Origin of the sequence: Actinomadura verrucosospora (assembly GCF_039540335.1) — a bacterium.
Classification (GTDB): Bacteria; Actinomycetota; Actinomycetes; order Streptosporangiales; family Streptosporangiaceae; genus Spirillospora; species Spirillospora verrucosospora.
On the sequence record NZ_BAABEV010000010.1, the window covers coordinates 92,229 to 109,415 of the forward strand.

At 74.2% G+C, this 17,187-nt stretch carries 5 protein-coding genes; 4 read left to right on the forward strand and 1 reads right to left on the reverse strand.

What is annotated here, in order from left to right; translation table 11 throughout:
- Positions 1–92: 92 nt before the first annotated feature.
- Positions 93–12,092: an amino acid adenylation domain-containing protein gene (locus ABD944_RS14105; protein WP_345176166.1), complete on the reverse strand. Its 12,000-nt coding sequence runs from the start codon at positions 12,090–12,092 to the stop codon at positions 93–95.
- 118 nt (positions 12,093–12,210) lie between these two features.
- On the opposite strand from ABD944_RS14105, the gene ABD944_RS14110 reads away from it, so the two are divergent.
- From ABD944_RS14110 to ABD944_RS14125, 4 genes are all read left to right on the forward strand, one after another.
- Positions 12,211–13,521: a salicylate synthase gene (locus ABD944_RS14110; RefSeq protein ID WP_345176168.1), complete on the forward strand. Its 1,311-nt coding sequence runs from the start codon at positions 12,211–12,213 to the stop codon at positions 13,519–13,521.
- Between the two features lie 24 nt (positions 13,522–13,545).
- Entirely contained in the window at positions 13,546–14,328 is a 783-nt protein-coding gene (locus ABD944_RS14115) for an Fpg/Nei family DNA glycosylase (RefSeq protein WP_345176171.1), read from the forward strand.
- A 78-nt stretch (positions 14,329–14,406) separates the two neighbouring features.
- The gene (locus tag ABD944_RS14120; RefSeq protein WP_345176172.1) at positions 14,407–15,024 is read left to right on the forward strand and encodes an exonuclease; all 618 of its coding nucleotides are present in this window, start codon (positions 14,407–14,409) and stop codon (positions 15,022–15,024) included.
- Between the two features lie 489 nt (positions 15,025–15,513).
- Entirely contained in the window at positions 15,514–17,142 is a 1,629-nt protein-coding gene (locus ABD944_RS14125; protein WP_345176174.1) for a TROVE domain-containing protein, read from the forward strand.
- Positions 17,143–17,187 lie beyond the last annotated feature (45 nt).

Consider the following 17,187-nt stretch of genomic DNA (forward strand, 5'->3'; position numbering starts at 1 on the left):
CATGTTCGGGGGCGGGAAGCCGGAGAGTGTTGATCAGGGATATTAGGTTAGCCTTACCTAACTAGGCAATGGCCGGACGGGTATGAGCCGCCTCACTCCCGCGGTGCCGTCCCGCCGGCGGGCGCGAGCCGGGCGAGCAGGCCCGCCACGGTGGGCGCGGCCATCAGGGTCGAGATCCTCAGGTCCGCGCAGCCGGGCTCCCGCCGCACGCGCCGCACCAGCCTCATCGCGAGCAGCGAGTGCCCGCCGAGGTCGAAGAAGTCGTCGTCCGGGCCGACCTCGGGGACCCCGAGCTCCGCGGCGAAGATCCGGCACAGGGACGCCTCCCGGTCGTCGTCCCGGCGCGCCGCCTCCGGGGGCGCCTCGGCGGTCACGGCGCGGGCGGTCAGGACCGCCGGCAGCGCGCCGACCCTGACGCCGGGATCGTCGGCGACGGCCGCGAGCAGCGCGATCAGGCCGTCCGCCAGCGCGGCGACCGTGGCGCGGTCGAACAGGTCGGCGGAGTAGTCGACGACGAGCCGGAGCCCGTCAGGGCCCTCCCGGAAGATGAAGTCCAGGTCGAACTTCGCGGCGCCCGGCCCGAACAGCGCCTCCCGCTGCTCCAGGCCGGGGAACCGCACGTCGCCGACCCCCTGGTTCTCGTAGCCGACCATCACCTGGAACAGCGGGTTGCGGCCCGGCACGCGGCGCGGGCGCAGCGCCTCCACGACCGCCTCGAACGGCAGGTCCTGGTGGGCGAGCCCGGCGAGGACGGCCTCCCGGACGCGGGCGAGCAGCTCCGCGAACGCCGGGTCGCCGGACACGTCGGCGCGCAGGACCAGCGTGTTCACGAAGAAGCCGACGAGGTCTCGCGCGGCCTCCTCGGTGCGTCCCGCGACGGGGCTGCCGAGGGGGATGTCGTCGCCCGCGCCCGTGCGGTGCAGCAGCGCCGCCACGGCGGCCTGGCAGACCATGAACATGCTGGCGTTCGCGTCCCGGGCGACACGCCCGAGCCGGCCGGTGAGGCCGGGCGGCAGGTCGGCGGTCAGGGTGCCGCCGCGCTGCCCGACGGTGCCGGGGCGCGGCCGGTCCACCGGCAGCGGGATCTCCTCGGGCAGGTCCGCCAGGGCCCGCGCCCAGTGGTCGAGCTGCCGGGCGTGGACGCTGCCGGGATCGGACGGGTCGCCGAGCAGCTCCCGCTGCCACAGGGCGTGGTCGGCGTACTGCACGGGCGGCGGCTCCCAAGACGGCTCCTTGCCCTCCAGCCGCGCCGCGTACGCCTCCGCCACGTCGCGGGCGAACGGCCCGAACGACCATTCGTCGAACGCGATGTGGTGGAAGACGGCGAGCAGCAGGTGCTCCCGCTCGCCCTCCGGGAAGACCGCGACCCGCAGGGGGATCTCCTTGGCGAGGTCGAACGGCCTGGCGATGACGTCCTCGGGGGCGCAGGTCGCCGTCTCCAGGACGGGCCGCGCCTCGTCCGGGGCGAGGATCCGCTGGTAGGGCACCCCGCCGTGCTCGGCGAAGACCGTCCGGAGGCTCTCGTGCCGGGCGGTGACGTCGCCGATCGCCGCCTCCAGGGCCGCGAGGTCGAGGTCGCCTCGCAGGCGGACCGCGAGCGGCAGATGGTAGGCGTCGCGGGGCCCGTCGTCCTCGCGGAGCATCTGGTCCAGCATCCACAGCCGCCGCTGTGCGGACGACAGCGGCACGCGCTCGGGCCGCTCCCGCGGTTCCAGGACGGGCCGGGCCCGCGCCTCGGCGCCGCGGTGAAGGCGTCCGGCCAGTTCCGCGACGGTCGGCGCCTCGAACAGGTCGCGGATGGCGAGCTCGGCGCCGAGCACCGCTCGCGCCCTGCCGACGAGCCTCGTCGCGAGCAGCGAGTGGCCGCCGAGGTCGAAGAAGTCGTCGTCGATCCCGGCGCCGGGCGCGTCCAGGACCTCGGCGAACAGCGTGCACAGCAGGCGCTCGACGGGCGTGCGCGGGGCCCGGCCCGCGCGGCGCGCGCCGTCCCGCCCGGGATCGGGCAGGGCGCGCCGGTCGAGCTTGCCGTTCACCGTGAGCGGCAGCGCGTCCAGCGTCATGATCGCGCTCGGCACCATGTATCCGGGCAGGCGCGCCTTGAGGCTCTCGCGGACCCGCGCGGCCAGCACGCCGTGGTCGCGCGCGGCGACCGGGTCGTTCGCGTACGAGGCGGGCGCGCGTCCGGGCTCGGCGGGCGGGCACGCCGCTCCCCCGCCGAACACGGCGTCATAGCGGCCGGGCCGGTCGGACGGCGTGAGCACGACGTCCGGGAACAGCGCGTGCAGCGTCTCGGGCTCGATCCCCTCCGGGGCCGAGGCCAGCGCCGCGCGCGCCTCGTCCGCCGGGGCCCCTTCGCGCAGCGCCCGCAGCGCCGCGACCTCGCCCGACGACCTCGGGTCGGGGACGCCCCGGACCCGCAGCGGCCCCGCGGGCCTGGCGCGGAGGTCGTCGAGGGTGGTCCAGTCGACGGCCGGGGTCGGCGGGGCCGGGGGCGCGTCCTTGTGCAGGACGACGTCGTAGCGGTGGCGGGTCAGTTCGTTGTGGTGGGCGCCGCGCTTGACGAGGACGTCCACGCGGGACGGGCCGTCCAGCGCGGTGAAGAAGGCGGGGTCGAGGAGGAGCTCCTTCTCCAGGCGGACGGCGCGCTCGATCGCGTCGAGGTCGCCGCCGCCGCGTCCGAGCTGGACCGCGGCGTGCAGGCAGCGGACCGTGCGCAGGTCGCGGACGTCCCCGACGAAGAGCGCGCCGCCCGGGGCGAGCAGGCGCATCGCCTTGGCGACGACGTCCTCCAGGTAGGCGGCGCCGGGGAAGTACTGCACCACCGAGTTGATCACGATGGTGTCGAAGTGGCCTTCGGGCAGGCCTCCGGTGTCGTGCGCGGGCCGGCAGCTGAGGCGGACGGGCGAACCTGGGCCGACGGCCTGCCAGTCCCGGGACGCGGGCTCCACGGGGCCGCCGAGGTCCGCGCGGAGCTTGGCGATGACCGGCTCGGAGAAGTCGGTGCCCCAGTACTCCTCGCTGCCGGGCGCGAGGCGGGTGAGGAGGAGGCCGGCGCCGACGCCGATCTCCAGGACGCGGCGCGGGCCGAGCGCGCGGATGCGCTCGACGGTGGTCGCGCGCCACTCGCGCATGTCGTCCAGCGGGATGGGGGCGCCGTCGTAGCTGCTGTCCCAGCCCGCGAACTCCTCGGCGTGCACGACCGTCCCGACCTCGGTGTACTCGGTGTCGTAGATCTGCCGCCACTCGGCGAGCTGCTCTTCGGCCGCGCCGTCGCGGGAGCCGTCCGGGACGACGTAGCCGACGAGGCGCTTCACCCCGGGGACGTCCGTCTCGACCGCGACGACGGCGGCCTGGCCGACGCCGGGCTCGGCGGCGAGGGCGGTCTCGATCTCCTCCAGCTCGACCCGGTATCCGCGGATCTTCACCTGGTCGTCGGTGCGGCCGAGGAAGTCGATGTCGCCGTCGGCGCGGACGCGCACGAGGTCGCCCGTCCGGTACATGCGGGATCCGGGCGGGCCGGAGGGGTCGGCGACGAAGCGCTCGGCGGTCAGGTCGGCGCGGCCGAGGTAGCCGCGCGCCAGCCCGGCGCCCGCGATGTACAGCTCGCCCGGCGCGCCCGGCGGGACGGGGCGCAGCCAGGCGTCCAGGACGTACCCGCGGGTGTTCCAGATCGGCTTGCCGACCGTCGGTGTCGCGCTGTCCCCCGTCCCGCCGCCGAGGGTGTTGATCGTGTACTCGGTCGGGCCGTAGAGGTTGTAGCCGAGGACGCCGTCGGCGCGCGCGAGCCGCTCCCACACCGACGTCGGGACGGCCTCGCCGCCGAGGAGGACGAGGGGCGGCCGGTGCCCGCCGTCGAGGAGCCCCTCCTCCAGGAGCTGCTGGGCGTAGGTCGGGGTCACGTTGATGACGTCGATCTCGTGCTGCCGCAGGTAGGCGGTGAGGGCCTGGGCGTCGCGGCGGAGGTCCTCGTCGCAGACGTGCACCTCGTGGCCTTCGATGAGCCAGAGCAGCTCCTCCCACGACATGTCGAAGGAGAAGGAGACGGTATGGGCGATGCGGAGGCGGCGCCCCGCCGACGCGACCACCGGGTCGAAGATGTTGGCGCGGTGGTTGAACTGCATGTTGGTGAGGCCCCGGTAGGGCGTCACCACGCCCTTGGGCCGCCCGGTGGAGCCCGACGTGTAGATGACGTAGGCGGGGTGGTCGAGCCTGCGGGGCGTGCCGGGCGCGAAGCCGGGGACCTCGTCCGGTTCCAGGTCGTGGCCGGGCTGCGCCGCGAGGGCCTGGTCGGTCGCCGGGTCGTCCAGCGCGAGGGTGGCCCCGGAGTGCGCGAGGCCGGCGGCGATGTCGCGGTGCGAGACCAGGCAGACGGGCGCCGCGTCCTTGAGCATGAAGTCGAGCCGGTCGGCCGGGTAGTCCAGTTCCAGCGGCAGGTAGGCGGCGCCCGTGCGCAGGACGGCGAACAGGGCGACGACCATCCGCGCCGAGCGCGGCAGGGCGAGCGCGACGACCTTCTCGGGACCGGCGCCGTTGGCCAGCAGGAGCCGCGCGAGCCGGTTCACCTCGGCGTTCAGCTCGCCGTAGGTGAGGCGGACGTCCGGGAGGGACACGAGCGCGGGGTCGCCGGGCCGCTCGGCCGCGCGCTCGGCGAGCAGCTCCGCGACCGTCAGCTCGGGCACGGGGTGCCGCGCCTCGTCCCAGTCGCGCCGGAGCCGGTCGTGCTCCGGCGGGAGGAGGAGGTCGAGCCGGTGGCACGAGGTCTCGGGCGCTTCGGCGAGGCGCCTCAGGACCCGCACGTAGCGGTCGGTGACGCGTTCGGCCTCGGCTTCGGTGAACGCGTCGCCCCGGTACATGACGCGCAGACCGGCGTCCGGCTCGACGACCATGGTGATCGGGTAGTGGGTGGCGTCGCGGACCTCGCGCCCGAGGACCCGCAGGTCGCCGTCCGGTCCGAAGGCGCGACCGGTCGGCATCCCCGGGAAGTTCTGGAAGACGAACAGCGTGTCGAAGAGGGTGCCGAGCCCGGTGGCGCGCTGGACGTCGGCGAGGGCGACGAAGGAGTGGTCGAACAGCTCGGACTGCGCGGCCTGGACCCGGTCGAGGACGGTGGCGAGGGCGTCCGCCGGGCCCGCCTGCACGCGGACGGGGACGGTGTTGAACAGCAGGCCGACCATCGACTCGACGCCGTCCACGTCGGGGTGGCGTCCGGAGACCGAGGCGCCGAAGACGACGTCGTCGCGCCCGGTCAGGCCCATGAGGACCAGGCCCCACGCGGTCTGGAAGAGGGTTCCGGGCGTGACGCCCCGCTCCCGTGCGACCTCGTCCAGGCGCTCGGCGAGGCCGGCGGGCAGCGCGCGGTGCACCTCTCCGGCGCCCGCGAGGTCGGCGGGCGCGTCGACCAGGCCCGGCCGGACGAGGGCGGGCTCGTCGAAGCCGTCGAGCGCGCGGCGCCAGGCGTCCGCCGCGGCGGTCCTGTCGCGGCCGTTCACCCAGTCGAGGAACGCGCGGAAGGGCGGGACGGGGCGGCGGGCCTCGGCGGCGGCGTCGGTGTAGGCGCCGAGCAGCGAGGTGACGAGCAGGCCGCCGGACCAGCCGTCCAGCAGGATCAGCTCGGAGGTGAGGACCAGCCGGTGGTCGTCCTCGGCCAGGCGGGCGATGGCGAAGCGGATCAGCGGCGGCGCGGCGGGGTCGAACGGCGCGGCGCGCTGGGCGTCGACGAACGCCTCCAGGTCCTGCGGGGCCACGTCGGCGTGCGTCCACGGGGTCTCGAAGTCGTCCGGGACGAACTGGACCGCGCGGTCGCCGTCGGTCCGGAAGCCGGCGCGGAGATTCGGGAACTTCTCCAGCGTGGCGCGCACCGCCCGCGCCATCCGCTCGGGGTCGACCGGGCCGGACAGCGTCACCACGGCCTGCTGGACGTAGATGTCGCGGTCCTCACCGGCCAGCATCAGGTGGTAGAGCAGGCCCTCCTGGAGCGGCGAGAGCGGAAGCCCACCGGCCGGGTCCCCCGTCCGGGCGGGCTTGGTCTCCTCGGAGGGCGCGGCGGTCCGGGCGAGGGCCTCGACGGTCCGCAGCCGGAAGACGTCCCGGACGGTGAACGACAGGCCGGCGCGGCGTGCGCGGGCGACGAGGAGCGCCGCGCTGATGCTGTCGCCCCCGGTGCGGAAGAAGTCGTCGTCGGCGCCCACGGAGTCGCGGCCGAGGACGGTCGCGGCGAGGCGGGCGAGGACGCGTTCGGGCCCGGTGGCCGGGGCCCGCCCGCCCGCCGGGCGTCCGGGCTCGGGCAGGGCGCGCCGGTCGACCTTCCCGTTCGGGTTGAGGGGAAGCTCGTCCAGGACGACCAGCTCGGCGGGGACGAGATAGTCGGGCAGCACCGCTCGCAGCGCGGTGTCGAGCGCCCCCAGTTCGACGTCGCCCGTGACGTAGCCGACGAGGCGGGATCCGTGCGCGGCGACGGCGGCGCGCCGCACCCCGGGCAGGGCGGCGAGCGCGGACTCCACCTCCCCCGGCTCGATCCGGAAGCCGCGGATCGTGAGCTGCTCGTCGGCGCGGCCGAGGAAGTCCAGCCCGCCGTCCGGGCGGCGCCGGACGCGGTCCCCGGTGCGGTAGAGGCGGGAGCCGGGCGGGCCGAACGGGTTCGCGACGAAGCGCTCGGCCGTGCGGGCGGGGTCGCCGAGGTATCCGCGCGCCAGGCCGTCGCCCGCGAGGTACAGCTCCCCGACGGGCACCTCGCGGAGCGCGGCGTCCAGCACGTGAGCGCGGGTGTTGGCGATGGGCCGCAGCCCGCCCGCCTCGGCGATGAGGCTGTCCCCGGCGGCCTCCGAGCATCCGTAGAGGTTGACCAGCCGTCCCGGGACCTGCTCGGCGAGCGCGCTGGGGAGCGCCTCGCCGCTGCTGATCCAGGTGGTGACCGAGGGCGGCAGGCCGTTGTCCGCGAGGACCGCCAAGAGGCTCGGGACGAGCGTGACGAGGCCGACGCCGTGGCGGTCGACGAAGTCGCCGAGCGCGACGGCGTCGGCGGCCGTCTCGGCGTCGGCGATGACGACCGTGTCGCCCGCGACCAGGCCGCCGAGCAGTTCGGTCGTCCCGTCGATGAACGCGGGCGAGCTCTTGGCGGCGCGGACGCCGGGCGCGGCGAGGCCGGCGCCCCAGGCGAGGCGGTTGGCGAGGGCGCGCTGGGTGCCGGCGACGGCCTTGGGCGTCCCGGTGGAGCCGGAGGTGAAGACGACGTAGGACGTGTGGTCGGGGCGGACGTCGGGGCGTTCGCGGCGGGGTGCGTCCCGCGGCGGCTCGTCGCGTCCGAGCACCAGCAGCGGCCGGACGGCGTCGAGCATCGCGGCGACGCGGGCGGGCGGGTACGACAGGTCGATCGGCAGGTAGGCGGCCCCCGTCTTCAGCACCGCGTACAGGGCGACGGCGAACTCGTCGGAGCGGGGCAGCGCGAGCGCGACGACCCGCTCGGGGCCCGCCCCGGCGGCGGCGAGGCGGTCGGCGAGCGCCTCGGCGCGGCGGTCGAGGTCGGCGTAGGTGAGGGCGGTGTCGCCGAAGACCACGGCGGTCCTGTGCGGGGTCCGCTCCACCTGCGCCTCGATGAGCCCGGCGGCCGTCCGGACGGGGAACTCCCGCGCGGTGTCGGGGTGCTCGACGGGCGCGCCGAGGGAGGACAGCCGCCGGCCGGGGTCCGCGGTGACCTGGGCGAGCAGTGCGCCGAGGTCGTCGGTCAACCGCTCGACGGTCGAAGCGTCGAACAGGTCGGCGGCGAACGCGGCGAACCCCTCGATCTCGTCGTCGCCCTCCGCGAAGTACAGGTCGAGGTCGAACTTCACGCCGCCGGTCTCCGGCAGGAACGGCTCGGCGCGCACGCCGGGCAGCGCGAGCCGCACGTCCTCCAGCCTCTGGTGGACGATCATCACCTGGAACAGGGGGCTGCGGGCGAGGGAGCGTTCGGGCGCGAGCCGCTCGACGACCCGCTCGAAGGGGACGTCGGCGCGGGAGAACGCGGCGAGGTCGGCGGTCCGGACGCGCCGGAGCAGCTCGGCGAAGGTCGGATCGCCGGACAGGTCGGTGCGCAGCACCAGCGGGTTGACGAAGACGCCGACCAGGTCGGCGAGGTCGTCGTCGGCGCGCCCGGCGATCGGGGAGCCGACGGCGACGTCGTCGCCCGCGCCGGACCGCTGGAGCAGCGCGGCGACGGCGGCGTGCAGCACCATGAACACGCTGGCGCCGGTGTCGCGCGCGAGGCGCCGCGCCCCCTCCGCCGGGAGCCGGAACGGCACCAGCCCGCCGCGGCGGCTCGCCTCGGCCGGGCGGGGCCGGTCGAACGGCAGGACCGTCTCCTCGGGAAGCCCGGAGAGCGCGTCCGCCCAGAAGTCGAGCTGCGGCACCGTGCCGGAGGACGTCTCGCGCTGCCAGGCCGCGTAGTCGGCGTACTGGACGGGCAGCGGCTCCCAGCCGGGGGCCCGTCCGTCCCGGCGGGCCTCGTAGGCGCGGGCCAGGTCGGCCAGCAACGGTGTGAACGACCATTCGTCGGCGGCGGCGTGGTGCAGGAGGAGGATCAGCGACCAGCCGGCGTCGCCCGTCCGGACGAGGGTGCCGCGGACGGGGAGGTCGCGCCCGATGTCGAAGACGTGCGCGGTGGCGGCCTTCTCGATGGCCGCGAGCCCTTCCGGCGTCTCGTCCCGCGCGTCGACGACGGCGAGGCCGGCGGGGACGTCCGGGTCGAGGACGCGCTGGACGGGCAGGCCGTCCGGTCCCTCGACGAGGAGCGTGCGCAGCGCCTCGTGGCGGGCCACGACATCGGCGAACGCCCGGTCGAGGGCGTCCTCGTCGACCGGGCCGTGCAGGCGGATCCCGAGCGGCAGCGAGTAGGACGCCGACGGGCCGCGGAGCCGCTCCTCCAGCCAGAGGCCGCGCTGCGCCGCCGACGCGGGGACGATCTCGGGCCGCGCGACGTCGCGGACGCGGACGGCGCCGGTCGCGACCAGGCGGGGCGCGAGCGCGGCGACGGTCGGCGCCTCGAACACGTCCGCGATCGACGGCTCGGCGCCGAGGACGGTCCGGGCCCTGGCGGCGAGGCGCGCCGCCAGCAGCGAGTGCCCGCCGAGCGCGAAGAAGTCGTCGTCGATGCCGACGCCCTCGACGCCGAGCAGCTCGGCGAAGATCGCGCACAGGGCGGCCTCGCGGGCGTCGCGCGGCGCCCGTCCCGACACCTCGGCCTCGGGCGCGGGCAGCGCGGCGCGGTCGAGCTTGCCGTTGACCGTGCGGGGCAGTTCCTCCAGGGCGATCAGGGCGGACGGCACCATGTACTCGGGCAGCGCGCCGGCGATCGCGTCGCGCAGGGCTGCTTCGTCCAGTCCCTCGGCGGGGACGTAGTAGCCGACCAGACGGGGATCGCCGGGGCGGTCCTCGCGGACGGCGACCGCGGCCTGCGCGACGCCCGGCTGCGCGGCGAGCACGGCCTGCGCCTCGGCGGGCTCGATCCGGAACCCGCGGATCTTCACCTGGTCGTCGGTGCGGCCGAGGTACTCGACGGACCCGTCGCGGGCGCGCCGCGCGAGGTCGCCCGTCCGGTACATCCGGGATCCGGGCGGGCCGGACGGGTCGGCGACGAAGCGCTCCGCGGTCAGGTCGGGGCGGCCGGCGTAGCCGCGGGCGAGCTGCGCGCCCGCCAGGTACAGCTCGCCGGGGACACCCGGCGGGACCGGGCGGAGGCCCGCGTCCAGGATGTGGGCGCGGGTGTTCCAGAAGGGCGTGCCGATGCCGTCCGCGGGAAGGTCCGCGGACGTCGCCCAGATCGTCGCCTCGGTCGGCCCGTACATGTTGGTAGCTAGCGGGGCCGACTCCGCGAGCGACGCCGCGAGGGCGGGCGGCAGCGCCTCACCGCCGACCAGGACGCGCAGCCCCTTCAACGCTTGCGGGTCGAGCGTGCCGAGCAGCGACGGGGTGCCCTGGACGATCGTCGCGTCCGCCAGGAGCCCGGCGAGGGCGGCCGGGTCGCGGACCGTGTCACGGCCCGCGAGGACGACCGTCGCGCCGCTGATCAGCGGGACGAACAGTTCCAGGGCGGCGATGTCGAAGGCGACGGTGGTGACGGCGACGAGCCGGTCGCCGGCGCCGAGGTCCAGCCGGGCACGGGTGGTGAGCAGGAAGTTCGTGAGCGCGCCGTGCGGGATCGCCACGCCCTTGGGGCGGCCGGTGGAGCCGGAGGTGTAGATGACGTAGGCGAGGTCGTCCGGACGCGGAGGTGTCGTGCGAGTGTTTCCGCCATCGCGGAGGTTGGTGCCGAGCACCAGGAGTTCGGTGGCTTCGGGGAGGAGCGGCGCGGTGTCGCGGGTGACGATCGCGCAGAGGGGCCCGGCGTCGTCCAGCATGTAGGCGAGCCGGTCGGCGGGATGGTCGAGGTCCAGCGGCAGGTAGGCGGCGCCCGCCTTCAGGACGCCGAGGAGGGCGACGACGAGATCGGGCGTGCGCGGCAGCGCGAGCGCGACGACGCTCTCCGGTCCGGCGCCCCGGGCGCGCAGCTCGGCGGCGAGCGCGGACGCCCGCTCGTCCAGCTCGGCGTAGGTGAGAGCCGCGCCGCCCGCCTCGATCGCCGTGGCCTCCGGAGTGCGGGCCGCCTGCTCCTCGAACAGGGCGACGACGTCGGTCGCGGGCAGGGCGCGGTCGGTGGCGTTCGCCGCGCCGATCAGGGCGCGCTCGTCCGCGCTCATGACCTCCAGCGCGCCGATGGGCCTGTCGGGGCCGGCCAGCGCGTCGCGGAGAAGCGTCTCCAGGTGGGCCAGCAGCGCGTCGATGCGCTCGTCCTCGAACAGCTCGCGCCGGAACGTCGCCTCGACCGTCATCCCCTGCGGCCGGACGAACGCCTCCAGCGACAGGTCGAAGTGCGTCGTGCCGTTGTGGACGTGCGTCCAGCTCGACGTGATGCCGGGCAGGTCCAGCTCGCCGATCTCCTGGGCGAGGAACAGCAGCATCGTGTCGAAGAACGCCGAGCGCCCCCGTCCGCGCGCCGGCCTCAGCTCCTGGACGAGCCTGTCGTACGGCGCCGCCTGGTGCGCGAAGGCCTCGGCGACCGTGCGGCCCACCCGGCGCAGCGCCTCCCGGAACGTCGGCGTCCCGCTCAGGTCGGCGCGCAGCACGAGCGTGTTGCCGAAGTTCCCGACGAGCCGCTCGACCTCGGCGTGCTCGCGGTTCATCACCGACGAACCGATCGCCACGTCCACCGAGCCGGTGTAGCGGTGCAGCAGGACCGCGTACGCGGCCGTCATCACCATGTACGGGGTGAGGTTCTCCTCCGCGGCGAGCTTGCGCATGCCCTCGGTCACGTCGTCCTCGAAGCGGCGCGCCCGCCGTCCACCGCGCTCGGACACGACCGCGCTCCGCGGACGGTCCGCGGGCAGGTCGAGCGGGGCCGGGGGCGGATCGAGGCGTTCCCGCCAGTACGCGAGATCGTCCTCGGCGACGGGCCGCCGCTGCTCCCACTCGGCGTAGTCGGCGTACTGGACGTCCAGCGAGGGCAGCCCGTCCGGGGCCCCGGTGACGGCCGCGCGGTAGAGCGCTGAGAGGTCGCGCGAGAGCGAACCCCAGGTCATGCCGTCCCAGGCGATGTGATGCACGACGAGCACCAGCGCGTGCTCGTGTTCACCCAGCCGAAGCAGTTCCAGCCGGATCGGCCGCTCGGCCCGCAGGTCGAAGGGCAGCGCCGCCAGCTCCGCCGCCCGCGCCCCGGCGTCCGCGCACCGGACCGGCGACAGGTCGAGCGAGTCGTCCTCCGTGACGATCTGCACCGCCCGCTGATCGGGGCCCTCCGCGTAGACGGTGCGGAGCACGGCGTGCCGCCGGACCAGCGCCCGCAGCGCCTCGCGGAGGGCCCCGGCGTCGAGCGGGCCGGACATGCGGATCAGCAGGCAGACGTTGTAGGCGGGGCTCTCCGGGAAGGCGCGGTGGTGCAGCCACATGCTCTGCTGCGCGTGGGACAGGGGGGCCGGTCCGTCCGAGCCCCGGGGGGCGAGCCGGGCGGTGTCCGTGCCCAGCCCGGCCTCGGCCATCATCCGCCGCATCAGTTCGCGCCGCCGCGCCGCCGTCGTCTGCTCCACGCTCAACTCTTCCGTCGTCGGGCTTCGCCACCGCGAGTTAGGTTAGCCTTGCCTATAAAAATCATGCAAGGTTAGCCTTACCTAAGTTTGACCTTCCGGCCGCGAAGAGGGAGCTGCCTTGTCCACTGGTCTGCGCACCGATGCGAACCCCGCCGAGCTGGTCGTCGAGCATCCCTCGGCGCCGCTCGCCCTCATGGCCCGCCTGGCCGGATCGGGCCTGTTCGGCGACTACGTCGTCTACGAGCGGCCCGGCTCCTGGACGTTCGCGGGAGGCATGCTCGCCGAGATCGTCCTCGACGCCGGCGCCGTCCACGCCCGCTGGCCGGGCCACGCTCCCCTCACCCGCCCCTGGACGGGCCGCCCCGCCGACGCCCTCCGCGACACGTTCGCCGCCGCGCCCCTGCCCGTCTGGAACGCCTACGGCTGGATCGCGTTCGAGTGCGCCGCCGCCCGCCCCTCCGGACGGCTCGCCCACCTGATCGTCCCCCGCACGGAGGTGCGGGCCGAGAACGGCCGCGTCACCGTCACCAGCACGGACGAAGCGGACATAGAGCAGGTCACCAAGCTCCTGGCCAGGCCGAACGGCCACCCGGTCGGCGAGCCTTCGCCCGTCGACGTCAGCGTCGGCGGATCCCCCTACCGCGATCGCGTCGCCGAGGCCGTGGCCGAGATCCACGCGGGCCGCTACCAGAAGGTCATCGTGTCGCGCCGCCTGGACGTCCCCCACCCGGTCGACGTCGTCTCGACCTACGTCCGCGGCCGGGAGGCCAACACCCCGGCTCGCTCCTTCCTGCTCGACCTGGGCGGATTCCAGGCCACCGGGTTCAGCCCCGAGGTGCTCGCGAGCGTCGACTCCGCAGGGCACGTCATGACCCAGCCCCTCGCAGGCACCCGCGCCTTCGGCCTCGGCGCCGACACCGACGCCCGCACCCGCCACGACCTGGAGACCGATCCCAAGGAGATCTACGAGCACGCCGTCTCCGTCAGGACGTCCCAGGAAGAGCTCTACCGGGTCTGCGACCCAGAGACCGTCCGCGTGACCGGCTTCATGACGGTGAAGGAGCGCGGCAGCGTCCAGCACCTGGGCTCCAGCGTCAGCGGCACCCTCTCCCCCGGCCGCACCGCATGGGACGCCCTGGACGCGCTCTTCCCCGGCGTCACCGCGTCCGGCATCCCGAAACCCGAGGCGATCGAGGCCATCACCCGCCTGGAGGAGCGCCGCGGCCTGTACTCGGGCGCCGTCGTCACCGTCTCCCACGACGGCGCGCTGGACTCCGCCCTCGTCCTCCGCGCCCTCTACGCCGAGAACGGCCAGGCGTGGCTGCGCGCCGGCGCGGGCATCGTCAGCGCCTCGACCCCCGACCGCGAATACGAGGAGACCTGCGAGAAGCTCTCCAGCATCGCGCCGCACGTCGTCCCGCAGACCTGACCCGCCAGCGGGTAGGGACCCGCCATGCCGGAACTTCCCGACGTCGAAGGCTTCCGCCGGGTGCTCGCCGAGCACACCGGCGAGCCGATCGCCTCAGTGTCGGTGCTCGACCCCGGCGTCCTGCGCGGAGTCACCGCCCGGCGCCTGAGCACCGCGCTGCGCGGCCACCGCTTCGAGGAACCGCACCGCCACGGCAAGTGGCTGCTGGCCCCGGCGCAGGGCCCGGTCGTCCTGCTCCACTTCGGCATGACGGGCTCGCTCACCTGGCACCACCCGGACGAGCCGCGCCATCGCCACGACCGCGTCATCTGGAGGCTTCCCGACGGCGAACTCCGCTTCCGCGACATGCGCAAACTCCAGGGCGTCCACCTGGCCGCCGACGACAGGCAGGCAGACGAGACCCTCGGAAACCTCGGCCCGGACGCCCTGGACCTCTCCCGCGACGACCTGGCCGCCACCCTCGGCGCCCACCGAGGCCGCCTCAAGACCACCCTCACGGACCAGACGGTCACCGCCGGCCTGGGCAACCTCCTGGCCGACGAGATCTGCTGGCGAGCCCGCATCAACCCCCTGCGCCCCGCCCGCGCCCTGACCGCCTCAGAAGTCACCACCCTCCACAGAGCGATGCGCCGCGTCCTCCGCGCCTCCATCAAGGCCGAACGGGTCCCACCCCGAAGAACCTGGCTGACCGGAGCCCGAGACACCCCGGCCTCCACCTGCCCCCGCTGCGGCACCCCTCTGGAGAGCCGCCGCCTCTCCGGCCGCAGAACCGTCTGGTGCCCCACCTGCCAACCCCGTGAACCGTGACAAGCCGATTGACGTCTCAACCGCGATGACGCTGGGCCTGACGCGGGATCATGTTCGAAGATGTCAAGGAGGTCGAGGATGGGCAAGTCTGAGGTGTACATCTCGGTTGACGTTGAGGCCGATGGGCCGATCCCTGGGCCTTACTCCATGCTGAGCTTTGGCATGAGCGCCTGCGGGACCTTTGACGGGCGCGCGTTCAAGCCGGCCGATCCTGCCGAGACCACGTTCTACGCGGAACTGAAACCGATCAGCGACGCCTACGTTTCTGAGGCGCTGGCCGTCAGCGGCCTGGACCGCGACCACCTCGCGATCGAGGGCCGTGATCCGGGTGAGGCGATGAACGCGGCGACCGCCTGGGTGACCGCGGTGGCGAGCGCGGCGGATGCCTCGCCGGTGTTCGTGGCCTATCCGCTCGGCTTCGACTGGATGTTCCTGTACTGGTACTGGACGCGGTTCACCGACGCGGGATCTCCGTTCGGCCACTCCCGGCACCTGGATCTCAAGAGCATGTACGCCGCCAAGGCCGGTACTCCGATCACCCGCTCGACCAAACGCCAGATGCCCGCCGAGCTGCTGTCCGACCGACCGCACACGCACAATGCGCTGGATGACGCCATCGAGCAGGCGGAGCTGTTCCACAATTTGGTCCGCTGGGCCGGGCCCCCGCGTCGGCCAAGCGAGGACCTTGCGGAGTGACGCGCGATCAGCGGGCGGCTACGCGCGGGGTGTCGGGTGCATGGCCTGGACCATGACCGCCTCACGGTCGGAACCGGGCGATATTCGGATGCGAGCCGTTTCGGAGCGGGCTACCTTTTGATCAGCGCGTCGGGTCCGGTGCGCGCACGGGTCGAAGACCGTCGGTTATCTCTTTCGAATAGACGCAATCCGGTGGTCGTTCCCACATCCGTGCGTGTACCCGGCCCTACGGGCCGAGCGACGCACAGGGGAAGGGCGGGTCGAAGCCCGTCGGTTATCGGATCCAACGGTCGCAGGTTCGAATCCTGCCCACCCGGCAATGCCGGGTGGTAGCTCAGCCAGGAAGAGCATTGGACTTAAAACCCCGGTGGACGCCACCACATCCGCCCTCCCCTGTGCGCTTGCTCCTCCCCCACATCCGCCCCTGAGGCGGGTCGAATTCCTTGGAGGCCCTTGATGGCCCGTGACCCTCTTGCTTCGGTTTCCACCGTGCAGACGCCGCAGAGCCGGCCGATTCCCGGCCGTGAGACCGAGCAGGTCCGCAACAACGCCGACGGCTACGGGTTCGCCAAGGACCTGTGGACGCGGCTGGAGGACTTCCTCATCCTCGGCACCACCGGCGGCACGTACTACGTCGGCGAAGACAGGCTCACTGCGGACAACGCGCAGGTCGTGTTCGACGCCATCGCCGCGGACGGCGTCCGGGTCGTCGGCCTCGCGACGGCGATCTCTACGGCGCGTCCGCCGCGTGCTCCGAAGAACCGTCCCGCGCTTTTCGTCATGGCCGCCGCCGCGGCGCGCGGCGACGCCGGCACCCGGCAGGCCGTGAAGGCGTCGCTGGCGCAGGTCGCGCGGACCACGGACCATCTCGCGTCGTTCTTCGGCTACTGGAAGAACCTCGGCGGCAAGGCCACCGGCAGCGGCACGGCGCCTGTGGTCGGGCGGGCGATGCGGACCGCGCTCGCGTCGTGGTTCCTCAACGGCGACGTCGACCAGGTCGCGTGGCGAGTGTGCAAGGCTCGGCAGCGCAGGACCCCGGCCGGGGAGGCGTTCGCGCTGCGGGACGCGCTCCGCATCGCGCACCCCAAGGCCGACTCGCCGGCGCGGCGTGCGCTGTTCGGATGGATCGCCGGGAACGTCTCCGACGATGACGTCCGCGCGCGGGTGCCCGCAGTGGACGCGTTCCTCGCCGCGCAGGCCGTCACCGGCCCGGTCGACGCGATGGACGTGGTGCGGTCCCGGGGCGTGCCGTGGGAGTTCCTCCCGGACGCGGTTCTCACCGAGCCGGGCGTGTGGGACGAGCTCGTCGACACGATCGGGATGACCGCGCTGCTTCGGAACCTGTCCCGGATGACTCGGATCGGGACGCTGACGCCGATGGGTGACGCGACCCGGCGCGCCGCGGACCGGCTCACCGACGCCGGCGCGCTCGCGAAGGCCCGGATCCACCCGATGGATCTGTTCCTCGCCCTGCGCGTGTACGGGAGCGGTCGCGCACAGCCGCACCCGCGCGCGGACGTGCAGCACTGGTCGCCGGTCCCGGCCATCGTCGACGCGCTCGAAGAGGCGTACGAGCTGTCGTTCGGGCACATGGAGCCGTCCGGTCGGCGCCTGCTGGTGGCGGTGGACTCCTCCGGGTCCATGAGCTTCCGCAACATCACCTCGGGTGGTGCGCCGCTCGGGTCCTGCTACGAGGTCGCGAACGCGATGGCGGTCATCCTGAACCGGATCGAGCGCGGCAACTGCCACGTCATCGACGTCGACACCCAGGTCCGCGCGTCCCAGGTGACGGCGCGCACGAACCTGCGGGAGATCTCCCGTTGGCGTCCGTCGGGCGGCGGCACGGATCTGTCGCAGCCGTTCCAGTGGGCGCAGCATCAGCGTCTTGAGGTGGACGGGATGGTGCTGTTCACCGACAACGAGACGTGGGCTGGACGGCAGCACGCGTCGCAGGCTCTGGACGCCTACCGCCAGACCGTGAACGGCGACGTTCGGGTCCTGCTCGCGGCGATGGCCGCGAACGGGCACACCATCGGCGACCCCCGCGACGAAGGCGTGCTGCACATGGCGGGCCTGGACGCGTCGCTGCCAATGGTCGTGAACGGCTACATCCGTTGAATATCCGGGGCAGACGGCGGTCTGCCCCGGATATGAATTCGAAGG

Bases quoted from the DNA above. Each gene is read 5' to 3' on its own strand.
- ABD944_RS14115 (WP_345176171.1), top strand. From the start codon at position 13,546: ATGCCGGAACTTCCCGACGTCGAAGGCTTCCGCCGGGTGCTCGCCGAG.
- ABD944_RS14120 (WP_345176172.1), top strand. From the start codon at position 14,407: ATGGGCAAGTCTGAGGTGTACATCTCGGTTGACGTTGAGGCCGATGGG.